The organism is Paraburkholderia sp. DHOC27 (assembly GCF_003429005.1).
Classification (GTDB): Bacteria; Pseudomonadota; Gammaproteobacteria; order Burkholderiales; family Burkholderiaceae; genus Paraburkholderia.
Genome location: NZ_QVQV01000011.1, coordinates 126,492 through 148,647 on the forward strand (window position 1 = coordinate 126,492; position 22,156 = coordinate 148,647).

At 58.7% G+C, this 22,156-nt stretch carries 18 protein-coding genes, 1 pseudogene and 5 riboswitches; of the genes and pseudogenes, 11 read left to right on the forward strand and 8 right to left on the reverse strand.

Annotation, left to right across the window (positions count from 1 at the left end; all coding sequences use genetic code 11):
- Positions 1 to 263 precede the first annotated feature (263 nt).
- The 3 genes from D0B32_RS29120 to D0B32_RS29130 all read left to right on the forward strand — a co-directional run bounded on the left by D0B32_RS29120 (position 264) and on the right by D0B32_RS29130 (position 3,997).
- Positions 264 to 836 carry an inorganic diphosphatase gene (locus tag D0B32_RS29120; protein WP_117337793.1) on the forward strand — a complete coding sequence of 191 codons (573 nt, stop codon included), beginning with the start codon at positions 264 to 266 and terminating at the stop codon, positions 834 to 836.
- A 98-nt stretch (positions 837 to 934) separates the two neighbouring features.
- Positions 935 to 999: riboswitch (Fluoride riboswitch) on the forward strand.
- A 283-nt stretch (positions 1,000 to 1,282) separates the two neighbouring features.
- A complete protein-coding gene (locus tag D0B32_RS29125) occupies positions 1,283 to 1,645 on the forward strand; it encodes a hypothetical protein (protein WP_117337794.1) in 363 nt (120 codons plus the stop codon).
- A 702-nt stretch (positions 1,646 to 2,347) separates the two neighbouring features.
- Positions 2,348 to 3,997 carry an OFA family MFS transporter gene (locus D0B32_RS29130; RefSeq protein WP_220444979.1) on the forward strand — a complete coding sequence of 550 codons (1,650 nt, stop codon included), beginning with the start codon at positions 2,348 to 2,350 and terminating at the stop codon, positions 3,995 to 3,997.
- A 160-nt stretch (positions 3,998 to 4,157) separates the two neighbouring features.
- Here D0B32_RS29130 and D0B32_RS29135 read toward each other — a convergent pair whose 3' ends face one another.
- The 3 genes from D0B32_RS29135 to D0B32_RS29145 all read right to left on the reverse strand — a co-directional run bounded on the left by D0B32_RS29135 (position 4,158) and on the right by D0B32_RS29145 (position 8,172).
- Complete coding sequence (locus tag D0B32_RS29135) at positions 4,158 to 5,480, reverse strand: hemolysin family protein (RefSeq protein ID WP_117337795.1); 1,323 nt, start codon at positions 5,478 to 5,480, stop codon at positions 4,158 to 4,160.
- 92 nt (positions 5,481 to 5,572) lie between these two features.
- The gene (locus D0B32_RS29140) at positions 5,573 to 6,550 is read right to left on the reverse strand and encodes a hypothetical protein (RefSeq protein ID WP_117337796.1); all 978 of its coding nucleotides are present in this window, start codon (positions 6,548 to 6,550) and stop codon (positions 5,573 to 5,575) included.
- A gap of 170 nt (positions 6,551 to 6,720) precedes the next feature.
- Positions 6,721 to 6,784, reverse strand: a riboswitch (Fluoride riboswitch).
- Positions 6,785 to 6,840: 56 nt separating this feature from the next.
- A complete protein-coding gene (locus tag D0B32_RS29145) occupies positions 6,841 to 8,172 on the reverse strand; it encodes an Nramp family divalent metal transporter (protein WP_117337797.1) in 1,332 nt (443 codons plus the stop codon).
- 265 nt (positions 8,173 to 8,437) lie between these two features.
- Positions 8,438 to 8,503, forward strand: a riboswitch (Fluoride riboswitch).
- Positions 8,504 to 8,870: 367 nt separating this feature from the next.
- Here D0B32_RS29145 and D0B32_RS29150 point away from each other — a divergent pair.
- Positions 8,871 to 9,320, forward strand: a complete 450-nt coding sequence (locus D0B32_RS29150) for a host attachment protein (protein ID WP_181969946.1) — start codon at positions 8,871 to 8,873, stop codon at positions 9,318 to 9,320.
- Between the two features lie 303 nt (positions 9,321 to 9,623).
- Positions 9,624 to 9,902: a LysR family transcriptional regulator gene (locus tag D0B32_RS29160; RefSeq protein WP_117337800.1), complete on the forward strand. Its 279-nt coding sequence runs from the start codon at positions 9,624 to 9,626 to the stop codon at positions 9,900 to 9,902.
- Positions 9,903 to 10,139: 237 nt separating this feature from the next.
- On the opposite strand, the pseudogene D0B32_RS29165 reads toward D0B32_RS29160, so the two are convergent.
- Together D0B32_RS29165 and D0B32_RS33140 are read right to left on the reverse strand one after the other, a co-directional pair.
- Positions 10,140 to 10,668 (reverse strand): annotated as a pseudogene (locus D0B32_RS29165) (type IV toxin-antitoxin system AbiEi family antitoxin domain-containing protein); the annotation flags it as partial.
- A 309-nt stretch (positions 10,669 to 10,977) separates the two neighbouring features.
- On the reverse strand, positions 10,978 to 11,250 hold the full coding sequence (locus D0B32_RS33140) for a MerR family DNA-binding protein (RefSeq protein WP_117337801.1): 273 nt from the start codon (positions 11,248 to 11,250) through the stop codon (positions 10,978 to 10,980).
- A gap of 149 nt (positions 11,251 to 11,399) precedes the next feature.
- On the opposite strand from D0B32_RS33140, the gene istA reads away from it, so the two are divergent.
- Together istA and istB are read left to right on the forward strand one after the other, a co-directional pair.
- On the forward strand, positions 11,400 to 12,656 hold the full coding sequence (gene istA, locus D0B32_RS29175; RefSeq protein WP_117337802.1) for an IS21 family transposase: 1,257 nt from the start codon (positions 11,400 to 11,402) through the stop codon (positions 12,654 to 12,656).
- Complete coding sequence (istB, locus tag D0B32_RS29180) at positions 12,653 to 13,519, forward strand: IS21-like element helper ATPase IstB (protein ID WP_117337803.1); 867 nt, start codon at positions 12,653 to 12,655, stop codon at positions 13,517 to 13,519. Before istA ends, istB begins: the two co-directional genes overlap by 4 nt.
- A 28-nt stretch (positions 13,520 to 13,547) precedes the next feature.
- On the opposite strand, the gene D0B32_RS29185 is transcribed toward istB, so the two are convergent.
- The gene (locus tag D0B32_RS29185; RefSeq protein ID WP_117337804.1) at positions 13,548 to 13,718 is read right to left on the reverse strand and encodes a MerR family DNA-binding transcriptional regulator; all 171 of its coding nucleotides are present in this window, start codon (positions 13,716 to 13,718) and stop codon (positions 13,548 to 13,550) included.
- 128 nt (positions 13,719 to 13,846) lie between these two features.
- Between D0B32_RS29185 and D0B32_RS29190 the strand changes: the two genes are divergently transcribed.
- The 4 genes from D0B32_RS29190 (at position 13,847) to D0B32_RS29205 (ending at position 18,212) form a co-directional block, all read left to right on the forward strand.
- A complete protein-coding gene (locus D0B32_RS29190; protein ID WP_259295204.1) occupies positions 13,847 to 14,407 on the forward strand; it encodes a cation transporter in 561 nt (186 codons plus the stop codon).
- A gap of 584 nt (positions 14,408 to 14,991) precedes the next feature.
- A riboswitch (Fluoride riboswitch) is annotated at positions 14,992 to 15,057 on the forward strand.
- Positions 15,058 to 15,313: 256 nt separating this feature from the next.
- Complete coding sequence (locus D0B32_RS29195) at positions 15,314 to 15,931, forward strand: histidine phosphatase family protein (RefSeq protein WP_117337806.1); 618 nt, start codon at positions 15,314 to 15,316, stop codon at positions 15,929 to 15,931.
- A gap of 137 nt (positions 15,932 to 16,068) precedes the next feature.
- Complete coding sequence (locus D0B32_RS29200) at positions 16,069 to 17,481, forward strand: MFS transporter (RefSeq protein WP_220444980.1); 1,413 nt, start codon at positions 16,069 to 16,071, stop codon at positions 17,479 to 17,481.
- 59 nt (positions 17,482 to 17,540) lie between these two features.
- On the forward strand, positions 17,541 to 18,212 hold the full coding sequence (locus tag D0B32_RS29205) for an MgtC/SapB family protein (RefSeq protein WP_117337808.1): 672 nt from the start codon (positions 17,541 to 17,543) through the stop codon (positions 18,210 to 18,212).
- 372 nt (positions 18,213 to 18,584) lie between these two features.
- On the opposite strand, the gene D0B32_RS29210 is transcribed toward D0B32_RS29205, so the two are convergent.
- Positions 18,585 to 19,136, reverse strand: a complete 552-nt coding sequence (locus D0B32_RS29210; RefSeq protein ID WP_117337809.1) for an inorganic diphosphatase — start codon at positions 19,134 to 19,136, stop codon at positions 18,585 to 18,587.
- Positions 19,137 to 19,368: 232 nt separating this feature from the next.
- Positions 19,369 to 21,156 (reverse strand): IlvD/Edd family dehydratase, encoded by a 1,788-nt coding sequence (locus D0B32_RS29215; RefSeq protein ID WP_117337810.1) that lies wholly within the window; start codon positions 21,154 to 21,156, stop codon positions 19,369 to 19,371.
- A 743-nt stretch (positions 21,157 to 21,899) separates the two neighbouring features.
- Positions 21,900 to 21,964, reverse strand: a riboswitch (Fluoride riboswitch).
- Between the last annotated feature and the right edge of the window lie 192 nt (positions 21,965 to 22,156).

A 22,156-nucleotide genomic window follows, 5' to 3' on the forward strand; every position in this document is an offset into this window, starting at 1 on the left:
GCGCTTGACCGAGGAGACGACAACAACCCGCGCAAGTCGAAGGCGTGCACGTGTGTCTGGCGGCTGGGCACTATCACGCATCTTCCATTGGGCGGCTGGAATGCATACGCCGGTACGTCGCGCGTTGACCGTCGGCGGCAGGATGTTCGATTTCCTTATTGCGATCCGGTCAGAAGGCCGACGATCTCACGAGTCGCGATAACGTGAGCGGTCGCTCGACCTTGCTGTCCGGATGCGGCAGTACTGCGAGATTGAGGTGAGGAATGAGAAATATCCAGAGCATCGAACTGCAGTTTGGTCATCTACCGGCGGGAGACGATGCGCCGGCCGAGTTGAACGCCATCATTCGCTTGCCCGGGCAGAGTACAGCGGTCACATACGAGGGTGACGCGAAGTATAACCTTTTGCGGGTCAGTTGCATCACGGGTAGCGGCTCGCGCTTCTGGCAAAACTATGGATTCGTCCCGGGCACGCTTGCGCAGGACGGAGATCCCCTTGATATCGTTGTTCTCGCACCGTATCCACTTGAGCGTCTTTCGGTCGTTGCCAGCCGGCCTATCGGCATGCTTTCCGTCACACACCGCGCGGCAACGGAGGAAAAGGTGATTGCTATGGTGTCCGACAGAATTTGTGCAGCCTGCGCGCCGGTGCAACGCCTCGAGGATCTCGGCGACCATGCGTTGAGGCAGATGAAGGCGTTCTTCGAGAACTATTGTGGCGTGGGTCAGGCGCAGGCCGTCCGGTGCGGGGACTGGGGAGACGTCGATGCCGCACAACGTGTGATTCTGGGCGCTATAAGATCGTTCGAAGATAACGTGAGTTGTATGCGTCGGTGAGCCAGCGCTGCTGGACGACCCGATCGCGGTACAAGCGCATTTGCCCGTCCCTGCTTGTTGCGCCGGCACTTGCATCGCGGCGGTAACTGGCAGTATGCTTCTGTCAGGGAGATGGCATTCTCCTTAAACGCCAGATCGACTGGCTGATGATGCCTACTGTTTCGTGCAAAGCATTGCGCGATGAGCCACTTCAGACAGTAGGTGAAAAAATGAAAACACTGGTACAACTTGTACATCATCTTGCCCGGCTGATTCGACCGGCACCCGCCCAGATCACAATTCATAGGCCCTTTGCGGGACGCACCTTACACGCGTCGCTCCTGCCTGTACCGGTCAGCGCGCAGCGACCCCGGCCGCCTCACGATTTCAGCTAGCTTCGCAGGAATACGTGGCAGTCCATGCGACTGGCACGCCTTGCAGATATGCAATGAAAAAGGAGACGGAAAATGCAGGAACACTCCACAAGGGACGTACAGCTGTCGCCGCAGAAACTGAGGCTCGCCGAAAGCCATGTTCGTGGCGCTGTGCTCGGGCCCGTTGATGAGGTAGCCGAAAAATATCCAACCCTTGACGTTGGGCCTGATCCGGTGAAAGAGGCCATGAGCTTCTGCGACTGGGCGTTCTCCCGTCTGGGACACGTTGCGGTGTTCAGATTCTCCGAGGGGGGATTCATGCTCCTGGCGGAAAACGGAGAGCGAACGCGGGGCGATACGTTAGCCGTGGCGCTTCTAGCAATGCTCGAGCGGCAGGGCATGACCCGTTGTCGTCTTGCGTACCCCGAAACGGCGGATGATAGTCGGGCCGCGTGATCTGACGCAGACCACCCAGACTGGGGCGGGTCTGTTTGCGAAGCCAGCACGTCCCAGAAGGCAGATGGAAGCCGACGTGAGTCGCCCGGGTTGCCCGTGCGTCACACGCCGGCTTTTTTTGATCGGTGATCCCGGTCTCGCGTCAGGACGCTCTCTCGCGATCGTTGGTATGAAAGACCGGTATTTGCGCACATCGACATTTAACAAAGAGCTGGCCCGTAAGCGCCTGTGCGGCTGGAGGATGATGTGCCCGCTTGTGCAGCATCGCTGATGCAGCCCGTTAACATCCGCCGTCCTTCGCGTCGTTCCCGATTGATGACCCGATGTAATGTGCGGAAAGCTGATCCGGATATCGATCAGACGCCCGCTCTTAACGTCCCAATCCCACATGTTGCGTCAAAGCGCTCACGAGTTTAGCCATACGAAATATGCTAGCTATGCTCATAAGCGTTTCTGCCAGGATTGAATCACCTGCTTGCCATCTATAGGATGAGTTATATCGAGTGATTCGATATAAAAGCAGCCCGGGCGAATCAAAATAAGAATTCCGGCTTCATAAACAGGCCGGATCCATATTGCTCGGCCCCGTTAATACGTCGCCCACCATACATGCTTCAGAGACAGGGCGACACACATGCAGGTGACGGTAGATTGTGCTTCCGCCACTGCGCCTTGGTTGAGACCACTGGGGAGACGATGTCCATGAATGATTCACTAAACAGCGGGTCGCAGGTTGCCGGCGCAACAGTGGAAGGTTTCCTCTCGCGCGGGCGTTCGATAGCGGGTCCCGGATTCAATCGGTGGTACGCGCCTCCCGCCGCGCTAGCCATCCATCTTTGCATCGGTATGGGTTACGGCTTCTCCGTATTCTGGCTTCCGATGAGTCGGCTTTTAACCGGCACGTCGGCAACCTGCGCCAACCAGAGCTTCGCTCATGAGCTCATTTCCGCCAGCTGCAACTGGTCGGTACCTTCGCTCGTGCACATCTTCGAGATTTTTATCGCCGTCCTGGGTATTTCGGCCGCCATATGGGGGCAGTGGCTGGAGCACGCCGGGCCGCGAAAAGCGGGCACTTATGCTGCGATCTGCTGGGGCGGGGGCCTTATTCTGATGGGGCTCGCGGTGTCGGTACATCAGCTATGGCTCGTCTATCTCGCCGCGATCGTCGCCGGTGTCGGCCAGGGGCTGGGCTACATCACGCCGGTATCGACATTGATCAAATGGTTTCCGGACCGGCGCGGTATGGCAACGGGATTTGCAATTATGGGGTATGGCGGTGGTGCGATGATTGGTGCACCGCTTGCGGTCTGGCTGATGGATCATTTTGCCTCTGATGGCATTCCAGGGGTCAAGCAGGCTCTGATCGCGATGGGCGTTATCTACTTCGTCGTCATGCTCGGCGGAGCGGTGGGTTTTCGGGTGACCCCAAGCGGTTGGAAACCACTCGGGTGGAGTGCGCCTGAACATGGACGTGGTAAAGGCATGATCACACGCCAGAACGTTCACCTGAGTCAGGCGTGGAAGACACCACAGTTCTGGCTTATCTGGGGTCTGCTGTGTTTGAACGTGACGGCGGGCGTTGGTGTGATTTCGATGGCGAGTCCGATGTTTCAGGACGTCTTCGGCGCCCGCCTGATCGGCGCGCACGCGGTTGGCGAAATGACGGGCGCCCAGAAGACGGCGGTCGCTGCTGCAGCCGCTGGGCTCGTCGGGCTTATCAGCCTGTTCAATGCGGTCGGCCGCATTTTCTGGGCGTCGCTTTCCGACAGGATCGGGCGTAAGAACATGTTCTTCACGATTTTTGTGCTGGGCATCGTCCTGTACTGTCTGCTGCCTACATGGGGACACCTTGTAATGCCCGCGCTGTTCGTCGCTTCGATCTGCGTCATCCTGAGCATGTATGGCGGGGGCTTCGCGACAGTTCCGGCGTATCTGGCCGACATCTTTGGCCCGCAGATGGTTGGCGCCATTCACGGCCGCCTGATCACGGCGTGGTCGGTTGCGGCTGTCATAGGGCCGTCGCTGATCGCGGGGATTCGCGAATTTGAACTCGGGCACGGCGTGCCCCATGCGCTGCTCTACGATGTCACGCTGTACATCATGGCAGTGCTGCTGCTCGGGGGCCTGATTTGCAATGTTTTTGTGAAACCTGTTCATAGCAAACACTGGATGTCTGTCGACGAACTGGCGACCGAGCGCGCGCTACTGCATGAAGATCAGGTCGCCATAACCGCAGATACGGCTGCGCGTGGGGCATTTGGCCTGGGCGGGATCCTGGCTTGGCTGGCAGTGGGTGTTCCGTTCTGTATTGGGCTTTTCATTGCCATCGAAAAGGCCGCCACGCTTTTCTAGCGAAGCCGCTCTGAGTCGGCTGGAGCCGCTAGTGCTCGGGCCGATTCAGAAGACGACTTTGCGATCCTTATCGCTAGACTTTCGATAAGCGCGCCCTCCGCGGCGCAACCGGCCTAGGTCGCTGTGATCGATCGCCAGATCGACGGGCACTGCGTCAGTGTTATACGTCTGCCTTGCCGCTCTTCTGATTCCCGGATGGGGGAATCAGGCGAAGCTGCTGGATACTTCGTGCATCGGCCTGGACCACCTCTATGGTCCAGTTGGCGATCGTGAGCCGCTCCCCCTCCTGTGGCAGGTGCTTCAGGTGAGCCAGGACGAGTCCGGCCACTGTTTTGTACGTCGGAGGCGTCGGATCTTCAATGCCCAGATACTCGGCAAGATCGTCTGCGGGCAACTGGCCAGACGCAAGATAGCTCCCATCAGATTGCTTCCTGATCTGGCTGCCACCGCCTCGCTGTCGCTCCGGTTCCGGAACGTCTCCTGCAACAGCCTCGAGCACATCGGTCAATGTCACGATGCCGACTACTGTTCCAAATTCGTCGACGACAAAAAGCATTTGAGCTCTTGCACGTTTGAGTGAGCCGAGCAGGCCGAGAATCGGTGAATTTTCAGCCACGAACACTGGCGGCTGACAGTGCGTCTCCAGGTTCAGATCACCACCGGACATGACGGTTCTCAGAATCTCTTTCTTCGCCGCAACGCCCAGAGGATGATCGACGTCACGCCCTTGCGTGACGATCAGTTTTGAACAGGGCGAGTCGGCAATGCGCTTCCTGATCTCCTCATCGGACATTGCGCCGTCGACCCATTCGAGCATCCGGCGCGGCGTCATGATCGTGCGGGCGGTGCGCACACGCAGTTGCAGAATACTCTCAAGCATGCTGCGCTCGGCCGCCTGAATCGTACCGGAACGCAGGGCCCCCATAATGACGCTGCGAATTTCCTCTCCAGTCGTCATGTCGTCGGTCCGTTCCCGGATATGCAAAGCCCTGAGCAGCAGGTCATTGGACCAGCCAAGTAGCAGGATGAACGGACGCCCCAGCGTAATTGTCCATTGAAGGGGCCGGGCGAGGATGGCGGCACATTGTTCGGGCGCAGACAGGGCGATCCGCTTGGGCGCCAGTTCGCCGAAGACCAGCGTCAGATACGTCGCAATCACTACCGCGATGAGGGTCCCGGCCGAAGAAGCGTAGGGCGCTGCGCCGGGAATCGCCGTGAGGGAGGACGTGATGGATGCAATAAATGCGTTGACGCAGAATGTTCCCGCAAGGATGCTCGTCGCCGTGATGCCGCACTGGACGGCCGAGAGGAAGGCCCCAGGCTCCTGCTTTAGCGATGCCGCGAGCTTTGCGTTGGACCAGTGCCGGCTCGACAATGCTTCGAGACGTGCCGGACGAGCAGCGACAAGCGCCATTTCTGCAACATTGAAAAACGCAGTCAACGCCACGAAAAAGAGGAATAACAGTATCTGGATTGACAGCACTGGTCTCTCCCAGGGTTACGCGCCAGAGCGAACCCTGTCCCGGGACAGAGCCTGCAGACAGGGGCTTTCGGATCTTTGAAGCGACATGTCGCTCATCCCCCGCCTGGCAGGCGGACATCGAGAAGGACGCTCGCGACCAGCACGATGACGAAACCGAGGAAGAGCAGCAGACCTGTCTGCCAGTCCATCATGCCGAGCGCCGTATGCCATTCAAAATGCAGGCAGATGCTCGCGGTGGCGGTCCACAGGCACACCCCAATCAGGACCATCGTGTTTCTAGCCCTTGCCGTCGCTGGGAACAGTGAGCCTTCTACCGGCGCGCTCAGCAGCCTGGCTGTCTGCGGGTATCTGGACGTTCCATCACGGCACGTTGCGATCAGCCAGTAAGTTACCACCAGATAGAGTGCGATGAGGCCCCAGAGCACAGACGCGGGGTGACTCCATGCAAGATCCAGCAGCTGGCTTAACTGAAACGATCCCAGTGCGGCGAACAATGCGCCTGCAATTATCCGTAGCGTCGTGTTCGTGAGCGCGGGCCGGGTACCGGCGAGACCGGTAGCAAGCCACCAGGAGATGAGCACCAGGGCGAGCGATACCGGAATGGAGGCCGCCGTTGGCACATCGCCGTTATTCAGCGCGGCAACCAGTATGCCGGCGGCGATCCCTGTCGTGACCCAGCCGCAGCGACGACGGCCAGCCGGGGCAAGAGGACGCGGCGCGGAAGGCGCACCGTTTTTGAGCGGCGGTACGAAGCTGAGGAGGGAGGGCGGGAGATGAAGACGGGTCAACAGCAGGATCGCCGGCCTTAACCAGGCAATCCCGACGATCAGCAGGAGCAGCGCGGAACCCGTTGCCATACAGACGCGCAAAGCGTGTCCGGGCAGGCTGAGTCTCGCGTATTCGAGGACGACGGCGGTGAGGAAAGTGATGCCCGCTGTCGCGGCTGTGAACCGTATATGATCCCGGGCAGTTCTGACTGTCCGGCAAACCGTACGGAACAGCCAGGTTACGCCAGCGATGAGTGCCGCTGCTTCGATCAAGGGCTCGATGATCTGCAGAGGGCTTGTCATGCGACACCCCGTGTGCTGACAGGGAGCGTTGCAAGGAAAAAATGGGGATCGCGCGGGCTGTCTGCCGCGTGAGTGATCGAACAATTGCGCTGATTCATGAAGATATCCGGTTCCGCAAACTGAATGGATCCGGATGGAAGGCAGCGGCGCGTGACCCTACGTCCCATCCAGGGAACATAGGCATCATCAGCCGGGGAGGCGGTTATACGGAGGAATGCCATCTCCGTGACGCTATTCTATCGGTACGAAGCATTCGTCGCAAATCTCGACGATCCAGGATGGCCGACAGCTCAGCTTTTCATGCCCGGAATCGGGACACCGCATATCTGAAGGAGCAGCACGACATTCAACGTAAGCACGAGCAGCGCCGCCACGATGGTCAGGCCAGCTACAAAGGCCCTGTTGCGGTACCGGCCCATGATTTCCTGGCGGGACGTGAACCACACCAGCGCGACAACAGGAAATGGCAGCGCAAAGCTCAGGATCACCTGACTGACCACCAAGGCCTGCGTTGCATTGATACCCAGTCCGACCACGATGAAGCTCGGTATCATCGTTATCGCGCGTCTGAGCCAGATAGGGATGCCGAAGCCGACGAACCCCTGCATGATCATCTGCCCGGCCGCGGTCCCCACGACTGAACTCGACAGGCCGGAGGCGACCAGAGATAAGAGAAAAACGGCCGCTGCGGCTTTGCCCAGGACGGGGGCAAGGGTGTGGTATGCCGACTGGATTTCGGCCACTTCCGGGTGGCCTGCGTGGAAAGCCCCGGCTGCGGTCAAGACCATTGCGATATTGATCAATCCGGCAACCGCAAGCGCTACTGTCACTTCGATGTTCGAGTAACGCAGCAGCTTTGCTCTTTCCGATTCGTTTTTGACAGGTGCCCGACTTTCGGTCAGCCCCGAATGGAGAAAAAGAGCGTGTGGCATGACTGTCGCGCCGATAATACCCACTGCGATGGTGAGCGCTTCGCTGTCCGGCAGCTCTGGTACGAACAGATGAGGAAGAGCCGCCGCCCAGTTGATCGGCGTCACAAAGAGTTCAACGAGGTAGCACAGGCCAATCACGCCGACCATGGCACCGACCATATGTTCGAGTGGACGGAACCTGTTCTTCTGAAATAGCAAAAAGCCATAGGTCGCGATTCCAACGATGACCATGCCGACGAGTAGCGGGACATGCAGAAGAAGGGACAATCCCAGAGCGCCGCCGACGAACTCAGCAAGATCGGTCGCCATGGCGGCCACTTCGCTGATTACCCAAAGGACCAGCACGACAGGTTTGGGAAAATGCTCCCTGCACAGTTCGGCAAGGTTGTGTTCGGTGACGATTCCAAGTTTCGCGGCCAGCGCCTGAAAAAGCATCGCGATAAGATTGGCAACCACAACCACCCATAGCAGCGCATACCCATATCGCGCTCCCGCCTGGATATTGGTCGCGAAATTGCCGGGGTCGACGTATGCAACCGAAACGACAATGGCGGGCCCCGCAAAAGGAAGCAGTAGAGCGAGACCGTGTCGACGTCCTTCAAGCGCCTCGCGAATAGCTATGGTGGTACTGTCGGTGAGCGGTTTGGCGACCGGCTCATTCACTTCGTCGTCTCGGGCGCGTTTGTCCATCGCGGATTCGTTCCTTGTTTCACTCTTGCAGGCGTGGCGTAACCAGCAACAGTTATACCCACTGATCTGAATATAATTTCGTTGTATTAACCGCTATGGTCTTACTCACTACACCGCACATGCCTGGATGGTAGAGGACCAGTTCGACAGAACGGCTGCGACGAGCTGCAGATTATCAGCTCCGTCATAGCATCCTGACGCCTGCCGGTGCCGCCGCCGGGGTGGTGCGCACCACGACTTGCGAAGAAGCTCAGGTGACGGTATCCTGCGCCTAGGAGATGGCATTCTCCTCAAGTGTCGGTCCTCCCCGGCTAATGATGCCTACCGGCTGCGTCTTGCGGCGCAAAGCAATTCTTTCATGGTAGGTGTCACGATGCACTGTGCTTCGCAATCGGCAACGCGGTTGCCTTCAGACGTTTCTTACCTCTCTCCGTTCAGCTTAACCGCAGATTCGTGCGCGTGCCGCATCCAGGGCGCGGATAGGTCTGTTCGCAAATGCGGAACGTATCCCCGAATGTATGCTCATGCGCGTTATTGGCGCTCGCCGGCTGCTCTCTGTCAGTTCTGACTTCGCCTGGGGGGGCGCGATATCCGCCATAAGGTACGGCTCTCCAGGCGATGGTCGAGAGGGGCGGCCCGACAGGCGGCGGACCTGAGCGTTTGATTCGGACGTTCAAATATGTTGCAGGGAAATGATCATGACAAATGCAATGTGGATCGTCGTGGCGAACCAGGCTGTGTCGAGAATTTTCGAAACGAGAAACCCGTCCGGGGAGATCGTGGAGAAGACGGCAGCCATTCACCCCGCTTCGCGCCTAAGGGAAAAGGACCTCGTGTCTGACGCGCCGGGGCGCACCTATGACAGATTTGGGGCAGGTCGGCATAGGGCTGACCCCGCGAGTTCCCAGCACGCCCGGGAGGCGGCGAGTTTTGCGAACGAAATCGCCGCGACGTTGAAGGAAGGCGTAGCACGGGGCGAAGTCGGCACGCTGATTCTGGTCGCGCCGGCTGCTTTTCTCGGGCAGTTGCGTGGCAAGCTCGATGCGGACACGTTGTGTCATGTGACGCTTGAGCTTGGAAAGGATCTTGTCCACCTCAATGCAGATGAGATCAGAAGTCGTCTGCCCGAGTTCCTGCCGAGACACTGATGGGCGATAGTCTGGCGCCGGTGATATGGGCTACGAGCAGGGCATTTGCCACGAACGCGAATGGCTCGCGCGCACCTCAGCGTCTCCCGGATCGAAGCGCCTTTCCGGCATCCGACCCGTTGTCGCTGCAAGTCGATTAAGGAAGACCTACGCATCATTCTGAGCCCTTTCGAAGAGCCTGGCCGTATGGATCCGCCGTATTTTGGAGGTCGAATGAAGGTGGTTCTCACCGACATGGGCCGGCTGGTGCATCTTTGCAGGGCCGTGCGCAGAATCGCTAAATTACTGAGAAAGACTGGATAAATGGTTCCTCTTGACTGGACTCATCTTCGCTATGTGCTCGCCGTTGCACGAACGGGAGGATACAGTGATGCGGGACGACACCTCAACGTTGATCCAGCCGTCGTCGCAAAACGGATCCGGGCGATCGAATCCGCGTCGCACCTGAAACTTTTTGAGCGGACTCCGGACGGACAGCTGCGCCCAACAAAGGCCAGTAAAGCCATTATCGCGAGGGCGGAGATCGTCGAGTCCCAACTCATTTCTTTGAGCGACGTCGTCAAAGGACTTGACGCGTCCTGATGTTTTTAAGCGGATCATTTTCAGTGCGTCAGTACGGCACCAGTCAAGCGGCGATTCCACTGAGGGATTTGCTAGCGTTCCCAGTGAGGCTTTCGCTGGTTTCACCGGGCATGTGGGCGTGTTCGGTGAGGCTCGCAGAAGACATCGATATCCGCTGAGAACGTAGGCGTTTCCTGCAGACGGGGCGCAATGCCCAGGGTCAAGTCAGCGGCGTGGGCGCAGCAGTCGCTCGTCTATTCAATGAGGTTTAAGCGTCAGACGTCCGTTTCTGATTTTGTTCGACCAGCGCCTTCCAGCACCCAGATGGTCGACATGTTGATGCAGATTCTTTGCCCATGAAAACCTGGCTTCGACGCCGAGATTGCTAACAAGCAGCACAACCTTGACGCGCTTGCAGTGAGCCATGAATTCGTCCAGTACATCCGCACGCAGGTTGCGCATCGTCACCATCAGGTTGCTGGCTTCTTCGAGAGACTGGCCTTTTCCAATGTCGCTGGCGAGCTCGAGCATCGCTCTTTCCGGCACCGAAACAAGCACATCTGGATCACCGGCCGGCAGAGCCTTCAGCCCATGGCCGTACAAGAAACCTTCATCGAAGAGCGTGGTGACTGGTACGGAGCAGATGGCCCGACACCCAGCCAGGAAACTCGTAAGGCCTCTCGCCCCAAAGCACGACTCGCTCCCGGTACGCGATGTTATGCCGCACGCCTCGCCATGCAAGAGCCGTTTTCCCGGCGACGTGGAGGCCGGGAACTCGCCGGCTGAGACGATATGCAGGTTGCCGGTGGCCAGCGACGCCGGAGCGCGGGGTGTTCGATGCGGGCTCCCGTGGCTCCGACATCGAGCTGAGGCGGTGTGTCGCGTTGTTCAGCGGGAAATCGGCTCAGCGGGATATCGGTGACTGATGTTCGGAAAACGCCCCGCCGGATAACGCTGCGGGTCCGAAGCGTTTTGCGATCTGCTCAGAGGCTCGTGACCGAATCGAAGCCGCGCCGTTGGTCTGTACCGTCGCCTGGAGCGTCGCTCGATATCAAAGCGGCCCTGCAGCCCTGGAGGAGCCATGGTACGCAGTTGTTCAAACGTGCCTCACCGATCGGGTTGCCGGCACGGTGAGTGCCTGAAGAAGCTCGCAGTGCTCCGCCGTTCCGCCGTGGCACTTCGCGACCTGCCGCAGGGCGCGCCGCATTCGCTGAAGGTCCCGGATCTTGCCTTCAACGTCATCGAGATGGGCGCGCGTCATACGGTCAGCGCCTGTGCAGGGCCACTTCGGGTGATGCGCGAGGGTGAGCAGCTCGCGGATCTCATCGATACTGAAGCCGAGCTCGCGGCCGCGCCGGATGAATGTCAGACGCTTCGCTGAGCTATCGTCGTATTGTCAGCGTCGGATAGATACTCCCCACTTTCGTCGAAGTAATTTTCCCCAGTTTTTTGTCTGGCGGCGCCGCGCAAGCGGCGCCGCCCCCTCGATCAACGACCATATCCCGCTTCGGATCCGTCGTGGGGGTGTCGGTGGTCGAGCTGGGAGAGGTTATGACGATTCTGGAATTGCACCGGCAGGGGCTGAGTATTTCTGCCATCGCCGCTCGACTGGGTATGGACCGCAAGACCGTTCGCAAATACATCAAGGGTGGTGTGCAGGCGCCGCGTTACGGCCCGCGCGCGCCACGACCTTGCGTGGTCGACCCGTTCGTTCACTACGTGAGTGAGCGTGTGCGTGAGTACCCGGACCTGAGCATTGAGCGACTGCTGCGGGAGATTCAGGCCATGGGTTACGCGGGCGGGCGGACAGCGCTGGGCGATCTGGTTCGGGAAGTCCGACCACCACGACAGCGAGGCTTCGAGGTGCGCTTCGAGACACCGGCCGGTCACCAGGCGCAGGTCGACTTCGCACGCTTCAACGTCGAATTTGAAGACGTGCCCGGACAGCGGCGATCGATCTGGCTGTTCTCGATCGTGCTCGGGCACAGCCGTTATCTGTGGGGGCGTTTCGTCGAACATCAGGACCTGCAGACTGTCCTGCGCTGTCACATGGAAGCCTTCGAGCACATTGGTGGTGTGCCGCGCGAAGTGCTGTACGACCGCATGAAGGCAGCGGTGCTGGGCGAAGTCGAGAAGCACATCGTCTACAACGCGAAGCTGGTCGCGTTCGCGCAGCACTATGGTTTCGCTCCGCGTGCATGCAAGGCGTATCGCGCCAAGACCAAGGGCAAGGTCGAACGCCCGTATCGCTATATCCGCCAGGACTTCTTCCTCGCACGAAGATTCCAGAATCTCGCCGATCTGAACCGCCAGTTGCGCGACTGGCTCGACACGGTGGCCAACTCCCGGGTGCACGGCACGACGCATCGCGTCGTCATGCAGCACTTCCGTGAGGAACGCCCCGCGCTTCAGGTGTTGCCTGCCGGCGTCTTCAATGGCGTCATCCGGCTTGAGCGGCGCGTGAGCCACGAAGGTCTGGTGTCGGTCGGCGGCAACTACTACAGCGTGCCCGACCGCACCCGCAGGCGCACACTCGACGTTCACAGTCTGGCTCACGAGATCCGCATCTACGAGGACGGCGAATTGCTGGCAGTGCATCCCGTGCTGGAAGGCCGGCGACGAACATCCCTGCTGCCTGGACATCGAAACGCGGGCCAGCGCAGGCAGCAGGCTGCGCGTGACATATCGTCTGGCACGACTGGCGTCGCACGTCGGCCGCTGTCGTTTTACGATCAGGTGGCCAGGCGTCTGGCTGATGCCGGGAGGCGCGCATGAGCAGCGTTCCGACCTCCACCGTCGAGCGGATACAACGTTACCTCGTTGGCTTGCGCATGCCGCGTGCGCTTGAAGCGCTGGATGCCACGCTGAAGCGTTTCGAGCAGGGCGACAGCTCGATGCTCGAAGTGCTGGAGACGTTGCTGGGCGAAGAGTTCACGACGCGCGAGACGCGGCGCATCCGCATGGCGCTGCAGACAGCGCGACTGGGCACCGTCAAGACGCTTGCCGGATATGACTTCAGCTTCCAGCCGAGTCTCGATCGCGATCGCATCATGACGCTCGCGCAACTCGAGTTCATCGAACGACGCCAGACGGTCCACTTCCTCGGGCCGCCTGGAACCGGCAAATCACACCTTTCCATCGCGCTGGGCGTCGAAGCGATACGCGCCGGCAAGAGCGTGTACTTCGGCTCACTGGCCGAAATCGTCAACTCGATGGCGAAGGCCGAGCGCGAAGGCAACCTGGCCCAGCGTGTGCGCTTCCTCGCGCGCAACAGTCTGCTCATCGTCGATGAGATCGGCTATCTGCCGATCGGCTCCAACGGAGGCAATCTGTTCTTCCAGCTCGTCAATGCCTGCTACGAGCGATGCGCGATCATCCTCACGTCCAATCGCAGCTTCGGCGAATGGGGAGAAGTGTTCGGTGACACCGTCGTCGCAGCAGCGCTGCTCGACAGGTTGCTGCATCACGCGATCGTCGTCCAGATTGAGGGCTCGTCGTACCGGCTGCGTGAGCACGCCGATCTGCTGCCCGACCATCTGCGCAACCGGCCAACTTCCCTAAACCCTGCACCTGTGGAAGCGGCACGTCGCCGCCCAGGTCGCCCCCGAAAGAGCTCACCTGATCCATTTAGCGGCTGATCATCGCAAACACACAGGGTGGGGAAAATTACTTCGACAGTTCTGGGGAAATTGCGGCCGACGTTGACACGTATTGACGATAGCCATTACTTGCCCGGCTTGTCGCGCCTAACAACTCGACCTTCTCGTAGTAGCGGATCGTTTCTATTTTTACGCCCGAGAGCTGGCTCAAGGTGCCGATGGAATAGTTGTCGGTCATGGCTTGACCCTGTAGTGGCTACAGGCTTCAGGATACGCTCTTTGAGTCCATTGGAGACCGCCATGCCGGGACACTGCTGTCACCATTGCGAAGACCAGCCGGTCCAGCAACGCGAAGGATATCGGAGATTGCTCTGGGTCGCGCTGGTGATTAATTGCATGATGTTTGGCGTCGAAGTGCTGGCGGGTCTTGCTGGCGGATCGGTTTCGTTACTGGCTGATTCGCTCGACTTTTTCGGCGATGCGGCCAACTACGGCATCAGCCTGGCGGTCCTGGGTTTGAGTCTGGGTGCTCGCGCGCGCGCATCCCGGTTTAAGGCAGTCACGATGGCGGTATTCGGTGTCTGGCTGCTTGGTCTGGCTGTGTGGCACCTTCACAAAGGCACGGTACCAAGCGCGCCTACGATGGGGGTCGTTGGAACCTGCGCACTTCTCGCCAACGGTGTCGTGGCAGGGCTGCTATTCCGGTATCGTGAGGGCGACAGCAACATGCGCAGCGTCTGGCTTTGCACCCGTAATGACGTGCTTGGGAATGTTGCGGTTCTGCTGGCTGCGCTCGGAGTATTCGGGAGCGGATCTGCGTGGCCAGACCTTACAGTTGCCATAATTATGTCGGCGCTCGCGTTGACGTCCGCAGTGCACATCCTTCGACAATCGGGTACTGAACTACGCAGTGATGCCGAAAGATGAAGCCGCCCCAAGCTCTCATGTTGTCTTCATTTCATCTTTTGCCATACGTTTGGCAATTCTCATGGGAGCAACTGCGGCCCACGTCGACGGCCCTCTGTACCGCAACCTCCTGAGGACTGCGGGAGACGGCAATCATCCGTCAAGTGACAATCGCGACCCGCCACGGCAAAGCATAGTCATATCGCGCGCCTGCCCGAGCGTTGGGAGCGAAGTTGCCCGCACAAAAGGACGCAACGGAGGGTAGTACTGTCGGGCAGCGGTTGGGCCACTAGCATGTGCATTCCGTGTCACTACCCGGTTGTCCGTCGCAGGGTCCTGCTGTGTTTTTAAATTCGCTACGCGAGCAGCGCAGTAACAGTCGTCCTCGTTTTTTTGCAACACTATTTCGTTATATTGAATTCATCCAATCCTGAGTGTTCTCCCTCGCATGGCACCTCGGGGGAATGCGGGGAGGCTGCCGGCGCGCGATACACGTAAGAGGGCGATGATGTCGTCCCGCGGGAACAAGTTGGTTCCAATGTAAGCCGGGGTCCAGGAAGGAGGACCATTGGGCGCACTTGCGAAGCCGGCTGGACAACGGTATCCTGATTTCTGGAGATGGCATTCTCCTCAAGCGCCGGAAGTCGCCGGCTAATGATGCCTACTGATGCGCCTCCCGGCGCAAAGTTGTCCTTCCACGGTAGGTGTCGTCATGTACTTCGCTCCGCAACTGACGCGGCTGCCTTCACTTATTTACCTTCTTTTCGTGTTCAGGCCGCGTGCAGGTCCGCACGACCGCCGCGCACAAGGAAGCTGGCACATGGTCCGGCGCAGCTTCCTGGCGTAGGAGAATATCGACCACGCGTTCCTGACCGCAGGCCCCCGGCGGTTGATGGATTTTCACTTCTGATCGATGGAGCAAGACCCATGCGTATTATCCTGACCCGTCATGGAGAGGTGGATGGAATTGATCCACCGCGCTTTAGAGGCCGGATGCAGCTGGCTCTGACAGATCTTGGCCGGCGTCAGGCACTTGCTCTCGCAAATGCAGTCGCGGAGAAATTCCAGCCCCAGGCCGTCTACACGAGCCCGATGCAACGCTGTCGCGATACAGCAACTGTTATCGCTGAGGCTTGCGGAAAATCGTCGTATGTGCAGCCAGGCATTGACGACATTGACTATGGCCGATGGCAGTGGAAAAGCCACGAGGAAGCCGGTCGGGAGTTCCCGGTCGAATTTGCACTATGGAAGACGGCGCCACAGTGGATGTGTTTTCCAGGTGGGGAGTCACTGCAGTCTGTGGCACTGCGCACAGCCGACGCCGTGCGGGAACTGCTGCAGTCGTTTGAGCACGAAACAATTGTTCTCGTTGCTCATGACAGCGTCAACCGGGTGCTCCTGACACAAGCACTTGATTTGCCTTTGTCGGCGTATTGGCAGATCGAACAGGGACCATGCTGTATCAACCTGCTGGATATTAGTGCGGATGGCAAGGTTACTGTACATAGTGTCAACGACAAGACGCATCTGGCCGCCCTCGTTTAATGGGGGAGCGTTGCGGCAATGGCTCATTCCAATCCACCCGGGGAAGTTTCCTGCAGTCCAGGAAAGCCCGGATCGCAGAAATTGATGTCCCAGCGGGAGGTCGAACAAGCGGATCTGCGGCGCGTCTCCCGTGTTCTATGCCCCTGGCGGATGGAGCGATCACGCTGATGCTCGCGGACAGGCGCGAGCGCTGGATCGCAGTCACCTGCATGAATTTAAAGAGAATGACCGTCCAGGGAGAGACTATGGCTCGCAGGCGATACCTGATTATCTTTCTGATGTTCGTGGTGATCTTCATCAATTACATGGATCGGGTGAACTTCGCGGTATCTATCCCTGCCATCCGGCAGGAGTTCGGGTTCGACCTGCATCAGATTGGAAAGATCGCGTTTGTATGGGGGCTCGCTTATGGCGTCTTCAACTTTCCTGGCGGATGGATCGCAGATCGTCTTGGACTGCGGTGGGGCATGGTCGTCGCGCTCGGCTGGTGGTCGGTTTTTACGATCGCGACACCGTTCGCGGGAAGCCTTGCGGGATGGTACGCAGTACGTGCGCTTATGGGCGCCGGAGAGGCTCCGATCTGGCCGTACAACGCCAAGACGGCGAATAGCTGGGCGGCCCCCTCTGAGCGCTCGACCGCGTACACATGGGCCGGATCGGGACAGTATGTGGGTCCGGCGGTGGGCAGTCTGCTCGCGGGGTGGATCGTGGTGCGCTTTGGCTGGCAATGGTCGTTCATTCTGTTCGGTGCGGCTGGACTGCTTGTGCTGCCGTTCTGGATTGTCATTGTGCGGGACCGGCCCGAGCAGGACCGGCGGCTAAGCGCCGGAGAGCGCGAGATCATCGGTAATCGCAGCACCGCGAGCGAGAGCGCCGACTGGGCCGGAATTCGTGCCGTGTTTTTCTCGCGCACCGGCGTCGGCATGCTGCTGATCTATCTGACCTTCGGTTACGTGCTGTTTACGTTTCTTTACTGGGTGCCGAGCTATATGTTCTACACCTTTCACATGAGCATTCTCAAAAGCGCGGTGTGGTCAAGTCTCGGTTCCGTTCTCGGATTTGCGGGATTTTTTCTCTCCGGTCCGTTCAACGATTATCTCGTCCGTCACTTCGATCGTCTCACCGCACGCCGTATCGGCGCAGCGCTGCCCATGGCGATTGCGGCTTGTTGCGTTGTGCTGTCGTTATTGACGGCGCGCTCGGGCGCGGGGCAAATGACTGCGATATTGCTTGGTCTGGTACAACTGGCCATGAATACGACTGTCGGTGCCTGGGCGGTGTCGATCATCGACATCTCACCGAATCAGGCTTCGACGGGATTCGTTTATGGAATCTTTAACGGCGTGCTGAATGTGATGGGGGCTTTCAATTCAATCATTCTTACGTCACTTGCGTCGACATACGGCTTTCCCCTCGCTTTTGGAAGCGCACTGGCGTTCATGGCGGTCTTTCTGGTCAGCATTCTTTTCGTTATTGATCGAGCGAGCTACACCTCGCTTGTCGAGAGGGCACAAAATGCGCGCGCATCCATCCCGGCGGCACCGAGGTGATATGGCACGCGTGAGCTTTGTCTGCCCCGACGAACGCCAGCAGTTTGTTGGAGTCTGCAATGATCAGCAATACCGAAATTACTTTGCGTCTTGTAATGGCAGCGATTCTGGGAAGCGTCATCGGCTTCGAGCGTGAACGGCTGAGCTGGGCGGCTGGCTTGCGTACTCATATGCTCGTCGCCGTGGGCTCAGCGCTCGTGATGTTGGTGTCCGCATTCGGCTTTGCCGACGTACTGGGACAGAACGCTGTGGTTCTTGACCCATCACGGATGGCCGCCCAGGTCGTTTCGGGCATCGGATTCCTGGGCGCGGGCTCGATCCTGCTTCGTGGCGAAGTGGTACGCGGACTGACGACCGCAGCGAGTTTGTGGTCGGTAGCCGGGATTGGGCTGGCTGTGGGCGGCGGTATGTATACGGCTGCAGTGACCGCAACGGTGCTTATCCTGATTATTCTGGCGGGAGTCAAGCCGCTTGAGCGCAGATTCATTGTCGCCAAGCAGGAGCGTCGGATCGGACTGCTGGTGGAGCGAGGAAGCGTATCGGTGGACAGCATACATGAGACGCTTGGCGTAGGCAGCGCGCGTGTAAGGCAGTTCGTCGCACAACAGTCCGAGGAGGATCCGGCTCTGGACGACGTTTCGCTCGCGCTGTCGCGAGTGAGCGTTGTTCAACATGAGGCGATCTGCCGCCGGCTGGAGGCAATGAAAGGGGTCAGGAAACTGCGGCAGTAGCTCGCATCGCCGGCGAAGCCGCTCGCCAGGAAGGACGAGCACTGCGCGCTGTCGCTCCTACTGTTCGACTCGTTGAGGTCGTCGGAATAAAACGTATCGAGCAGGACATCGACTCACTCCGGTAAGCACGAAATGAACGGTCCCGAGACCGAGCCGTCTCGGGGCGATTCGGGAGCACCGACTCGATGCTTTCGCAATTGAAACAAGGGGGAAGCATTGCTGTCGAGAACGCTCATTCAATAGGTCAGCGCAAGGTGCCGTGGCACCCATGTCGGCGACCTACCGCCTGGGTTGCCCAACTGATCGGATGCACGGGAAAGGAGCTTAGAACTACAGTGTGGTTCGCTGGAACTTCCCTCTGCTGTCTTTGAATCACCCGGGGTCCGGGTCCGCAAGCTGACGTTCGAAAGCCGCAATAGCGCTGTTCAATTCGTTCTGCGCATCACTGACCGATCCCCAGTGTTCGAAGCGGGACCATTTTCCGTGTTCCAGCACTTTGTAATTGACGAAGAAGTGCCGGAATTCGTGCAGCAGATATTGGGGTAGGTCGTCCAGTGAATGCAGATTGCCGGTAGGTGGACAGACGGAGGCGATGGGAACCGCGATCAGCTTTATATCGGGTCCCTCGTCGTCGGTCAAATGCATCAGGCCGAGCGCGCGTGCTTCAATTACCGCGCCCGGCACCACCGGGAAAGGGGTGATAACGAGCGCGTCCAGTGGTCGGCCGTCGGGAGCAAGCGTGTGCGGAACGAAGCCATAGTTGGCGGGATATCTCATGCTGGTCATCATGAAGGTCTCTACCCGCAACCGTCCGGACTGAGGATCTGCCTGATATTTTACCGGATCACCGAAAGCAGCCATTTCGATGATCACGTTAAAGGCCGATGGAACGCGGGTGCCGGCACTGGTTTCTGCATGGATCATTGTGGTCTCCTTTTTTAGGCCAAGAAGCATGGCGAGATCCTGGTTCGTGGATGATGTCCAGCTCTGCGCCTTTCCAACTGTCTGTCAAACCGAACAGCGCATCCTATGTCAAGGAGCGGTGGCAACACACGATGGCACGATAACCCGCTCAGAAGAGGTGAGCGCGTTGCGACCGTTACGCCGGGCCACCAACGAGTAACTACTTGCGACTACTGTCGAACGGTACGCCTGCTCAATGCGAGTGCCTGGGGTCCCCGCGCTCTTCGATGACCTTCAAATAGAGCGTGGCCGGCTCGAGACACCCCCCAGTCGAAAGCTGGCCAACCCACTTGCGATAAAGTTCCTGCCAGGGCGTCTGTGACGGAGGCACCGTTATTGCCGCGCACTTGCTTCGGTGAGCCAGTTCGGCTTGGTCGATTAGTACGTCTACCGTTCGTTCATTGAGATCGACGCGAATACGGTCGCCGCTGCGTAACAGGGATAGGCCGCCTCCCACGGCCGCTTCGGGTGACATATTTAAAATCGAAGGACTCGCCGATGTTCCGCTCTGTCGACCGTCGCCCAGGCAAGGCAGCGACGTCACGCCACGACGTATGAGTTCGGCGGGAGGCGCCATGTTCACGACCTCCGCACTGCCAGGGTAGCCGACAGGTCCGCAGCCACGTATTACGAGGATGCAACGTTCGTCAATTTCGAGCGACGGATCGTTGATTCGCGCGTGGTAATCCTCCGGTCCGTCAAAAACGATCGCGCGCGCCTCGAAGGTGTTTTCGGCGCCTGGCTCACTCAGATACGTCTGTCTGAATGCTTCTCCGATCACTGACATCTTCATGATCGCACTATCAAAGAAGTTGCCTGAGAGCACCATAAATCCCGCCCCGTGCTTCAGCGGTGCGTCGTACGCGCGAATTACATCGCGATCCGCTTCACGGGCCGCAGCAGCAATTTCCCCTGTGGTCTTTCCGCTTACGGTCCGGCACTCACCATGCAACAATCCCCCTTTATCCAGCTCTCGCAGGATGACCTGCACACCCCCAGCGCGGTGGAAGCTTTCGCCCAGGTAATCACCCGCTGGCATGCAATTGGCAAGCAGCGGCACTTGTTCGCCGTAGCGCTGCCAATCTTCCAACGTCAGCTCAATGCCCATATGTCGGGCAATCGCGATCAGGTGCGGCGGGCAATTGGTTGATGCACCCAGAGCGGACGCCACCACGATCGCATTGATAAACGCCTCACGAGTCATGATGTGCGACGGCCTGACATCCTCTCTAACGAGCTCGACAGCGCGCCTGCCAGTCAGATAAGCCATCTGAGCGCGTTCACGATAGGCTGCCGGAATCGTGGAACAGCCCGGTAGCGACATCCCGAGCGCCTCCGCCAGGCAATTCATCGATAGCGCCGTACCCATCGTATTGCAGTGACCAATCGAAGGTACCGACGTTGCACTCAGCTCCATGAAGCCTTCATAGTCGATTTCGCCCGCCGCAAGCAGGTTCCGTGCATGCCACAGCACTGTGCCCGAGCCGACACGCCGGCCTTCATACCATCCGTCTAGCATCGGACCGCCCGAGAGCACGATGGCGGGCATGTCAACCGTTGCTACAGCCATCAGCCCCGCGGGCGTGGTTTTGTCACAACCGGTGGTCAGCACGACCCCATCTAGCGGATAGCCGTGCAACACTTCGACGAGCCCGAGGTATGCGAGGTTGCGGTCCAGTGCCGCGGTCGGCCGTCGACTCTGTTCGGCCAACGGATGTACCGGAAACTCCATTGGAATTCCGCCTGCATCGCGAATTCCGGCCTTTGTGCGCTGCGCGAGTTCGATATGATGCCGGTTACAGGGTGCGAGATCACTTCCGGTTTGCGCTATGCCAATCACGGGGCGCCCCGACTGAAGTTCCTCGCGGGTAATTCCATAGTTCATGAAGCGTTCAACATAGAGCGCTGTCATGTCTGCGTGAGAGGGATCATCGAACCATTTCTGGCTCCTCAGGCGGGGCGGTGTCGATTCAGAGGTCATGTGTATCTCTCTATTAAAGAAAGGTGGGCTATATTGTCTGCAGCATCACGCCCATATTCAATGTCGGTATCTGTCGTCCGTACGAAGCCCTTGCGTAAAAGCAACGCGTCTCAAGTGACAGGATCGGTGCCTGCCGAATCCCTATGAAGGCGACGCAACTTTTGAGTCAGTTCAGTCGGTTCCCGGTCCTGCGCTGTCCACTGTTTCATGAGCGGGCAGATGACACCCAATCGCGCTTTGACGGAGGTGATCGACATGCTGTGTCGCCTCTGGCTAGTGGTTTCGGGAATATTCACACCGCCAGCGAGCGTCTTTCGCGGAGTTATCACGAAGAGGATCTCTATGAAGAGCTGCGCGGAAATAGCACAAGGTAATCAAACCACGAAGTCTCCCTCGTGCTGCACGTTTTTCGACTCGGAAGCCTCGTAAGCAGCGTTAGATCCGGATGATGATTACGGCCATTATTAGCTGATCGCGTCACGGACGCCAAAAAGCCGAGTTCGCTTAGCGAAACGCGCTTTATGCAATGGAAGTCAGAGATAGTGACGGTAGTTCGGTCCTGAAACATCAATTCCCGACCCTGCCACATAGCGTGAGTGCCGAAACAGCGGATCGGCAATAGAGGCCGTCGGCCCTGGCATAGAATTTCAGCGTCCGGTTTGACCGAATAGAACTGAAATGATTTGGAACACTTCATTCGACACCTGCCATATGTCAGGGAAACGACGCACCGAACGGTGCATCGCATAGCAGGCATCATCAGCCACAACATTTGGCGGTTTAGGAGAATGCCATCTCCAGGCAAAACGATACGCCGTTGACGACGCACACGCAAGCAGTTGCAGTAAGCGCGTCGTTCAGCATGCAATACAAGCCCGGTATCGGCGCCCAACGGGCAACGAAATTGAAGCGGGTAGTTCCAGGTGGTCAGCGGTCGCGGCTTCGGTCCGTTGCCAACTAACTGCCCTTCGACATTGGTGAGTTGATCAGGAAAAACGTG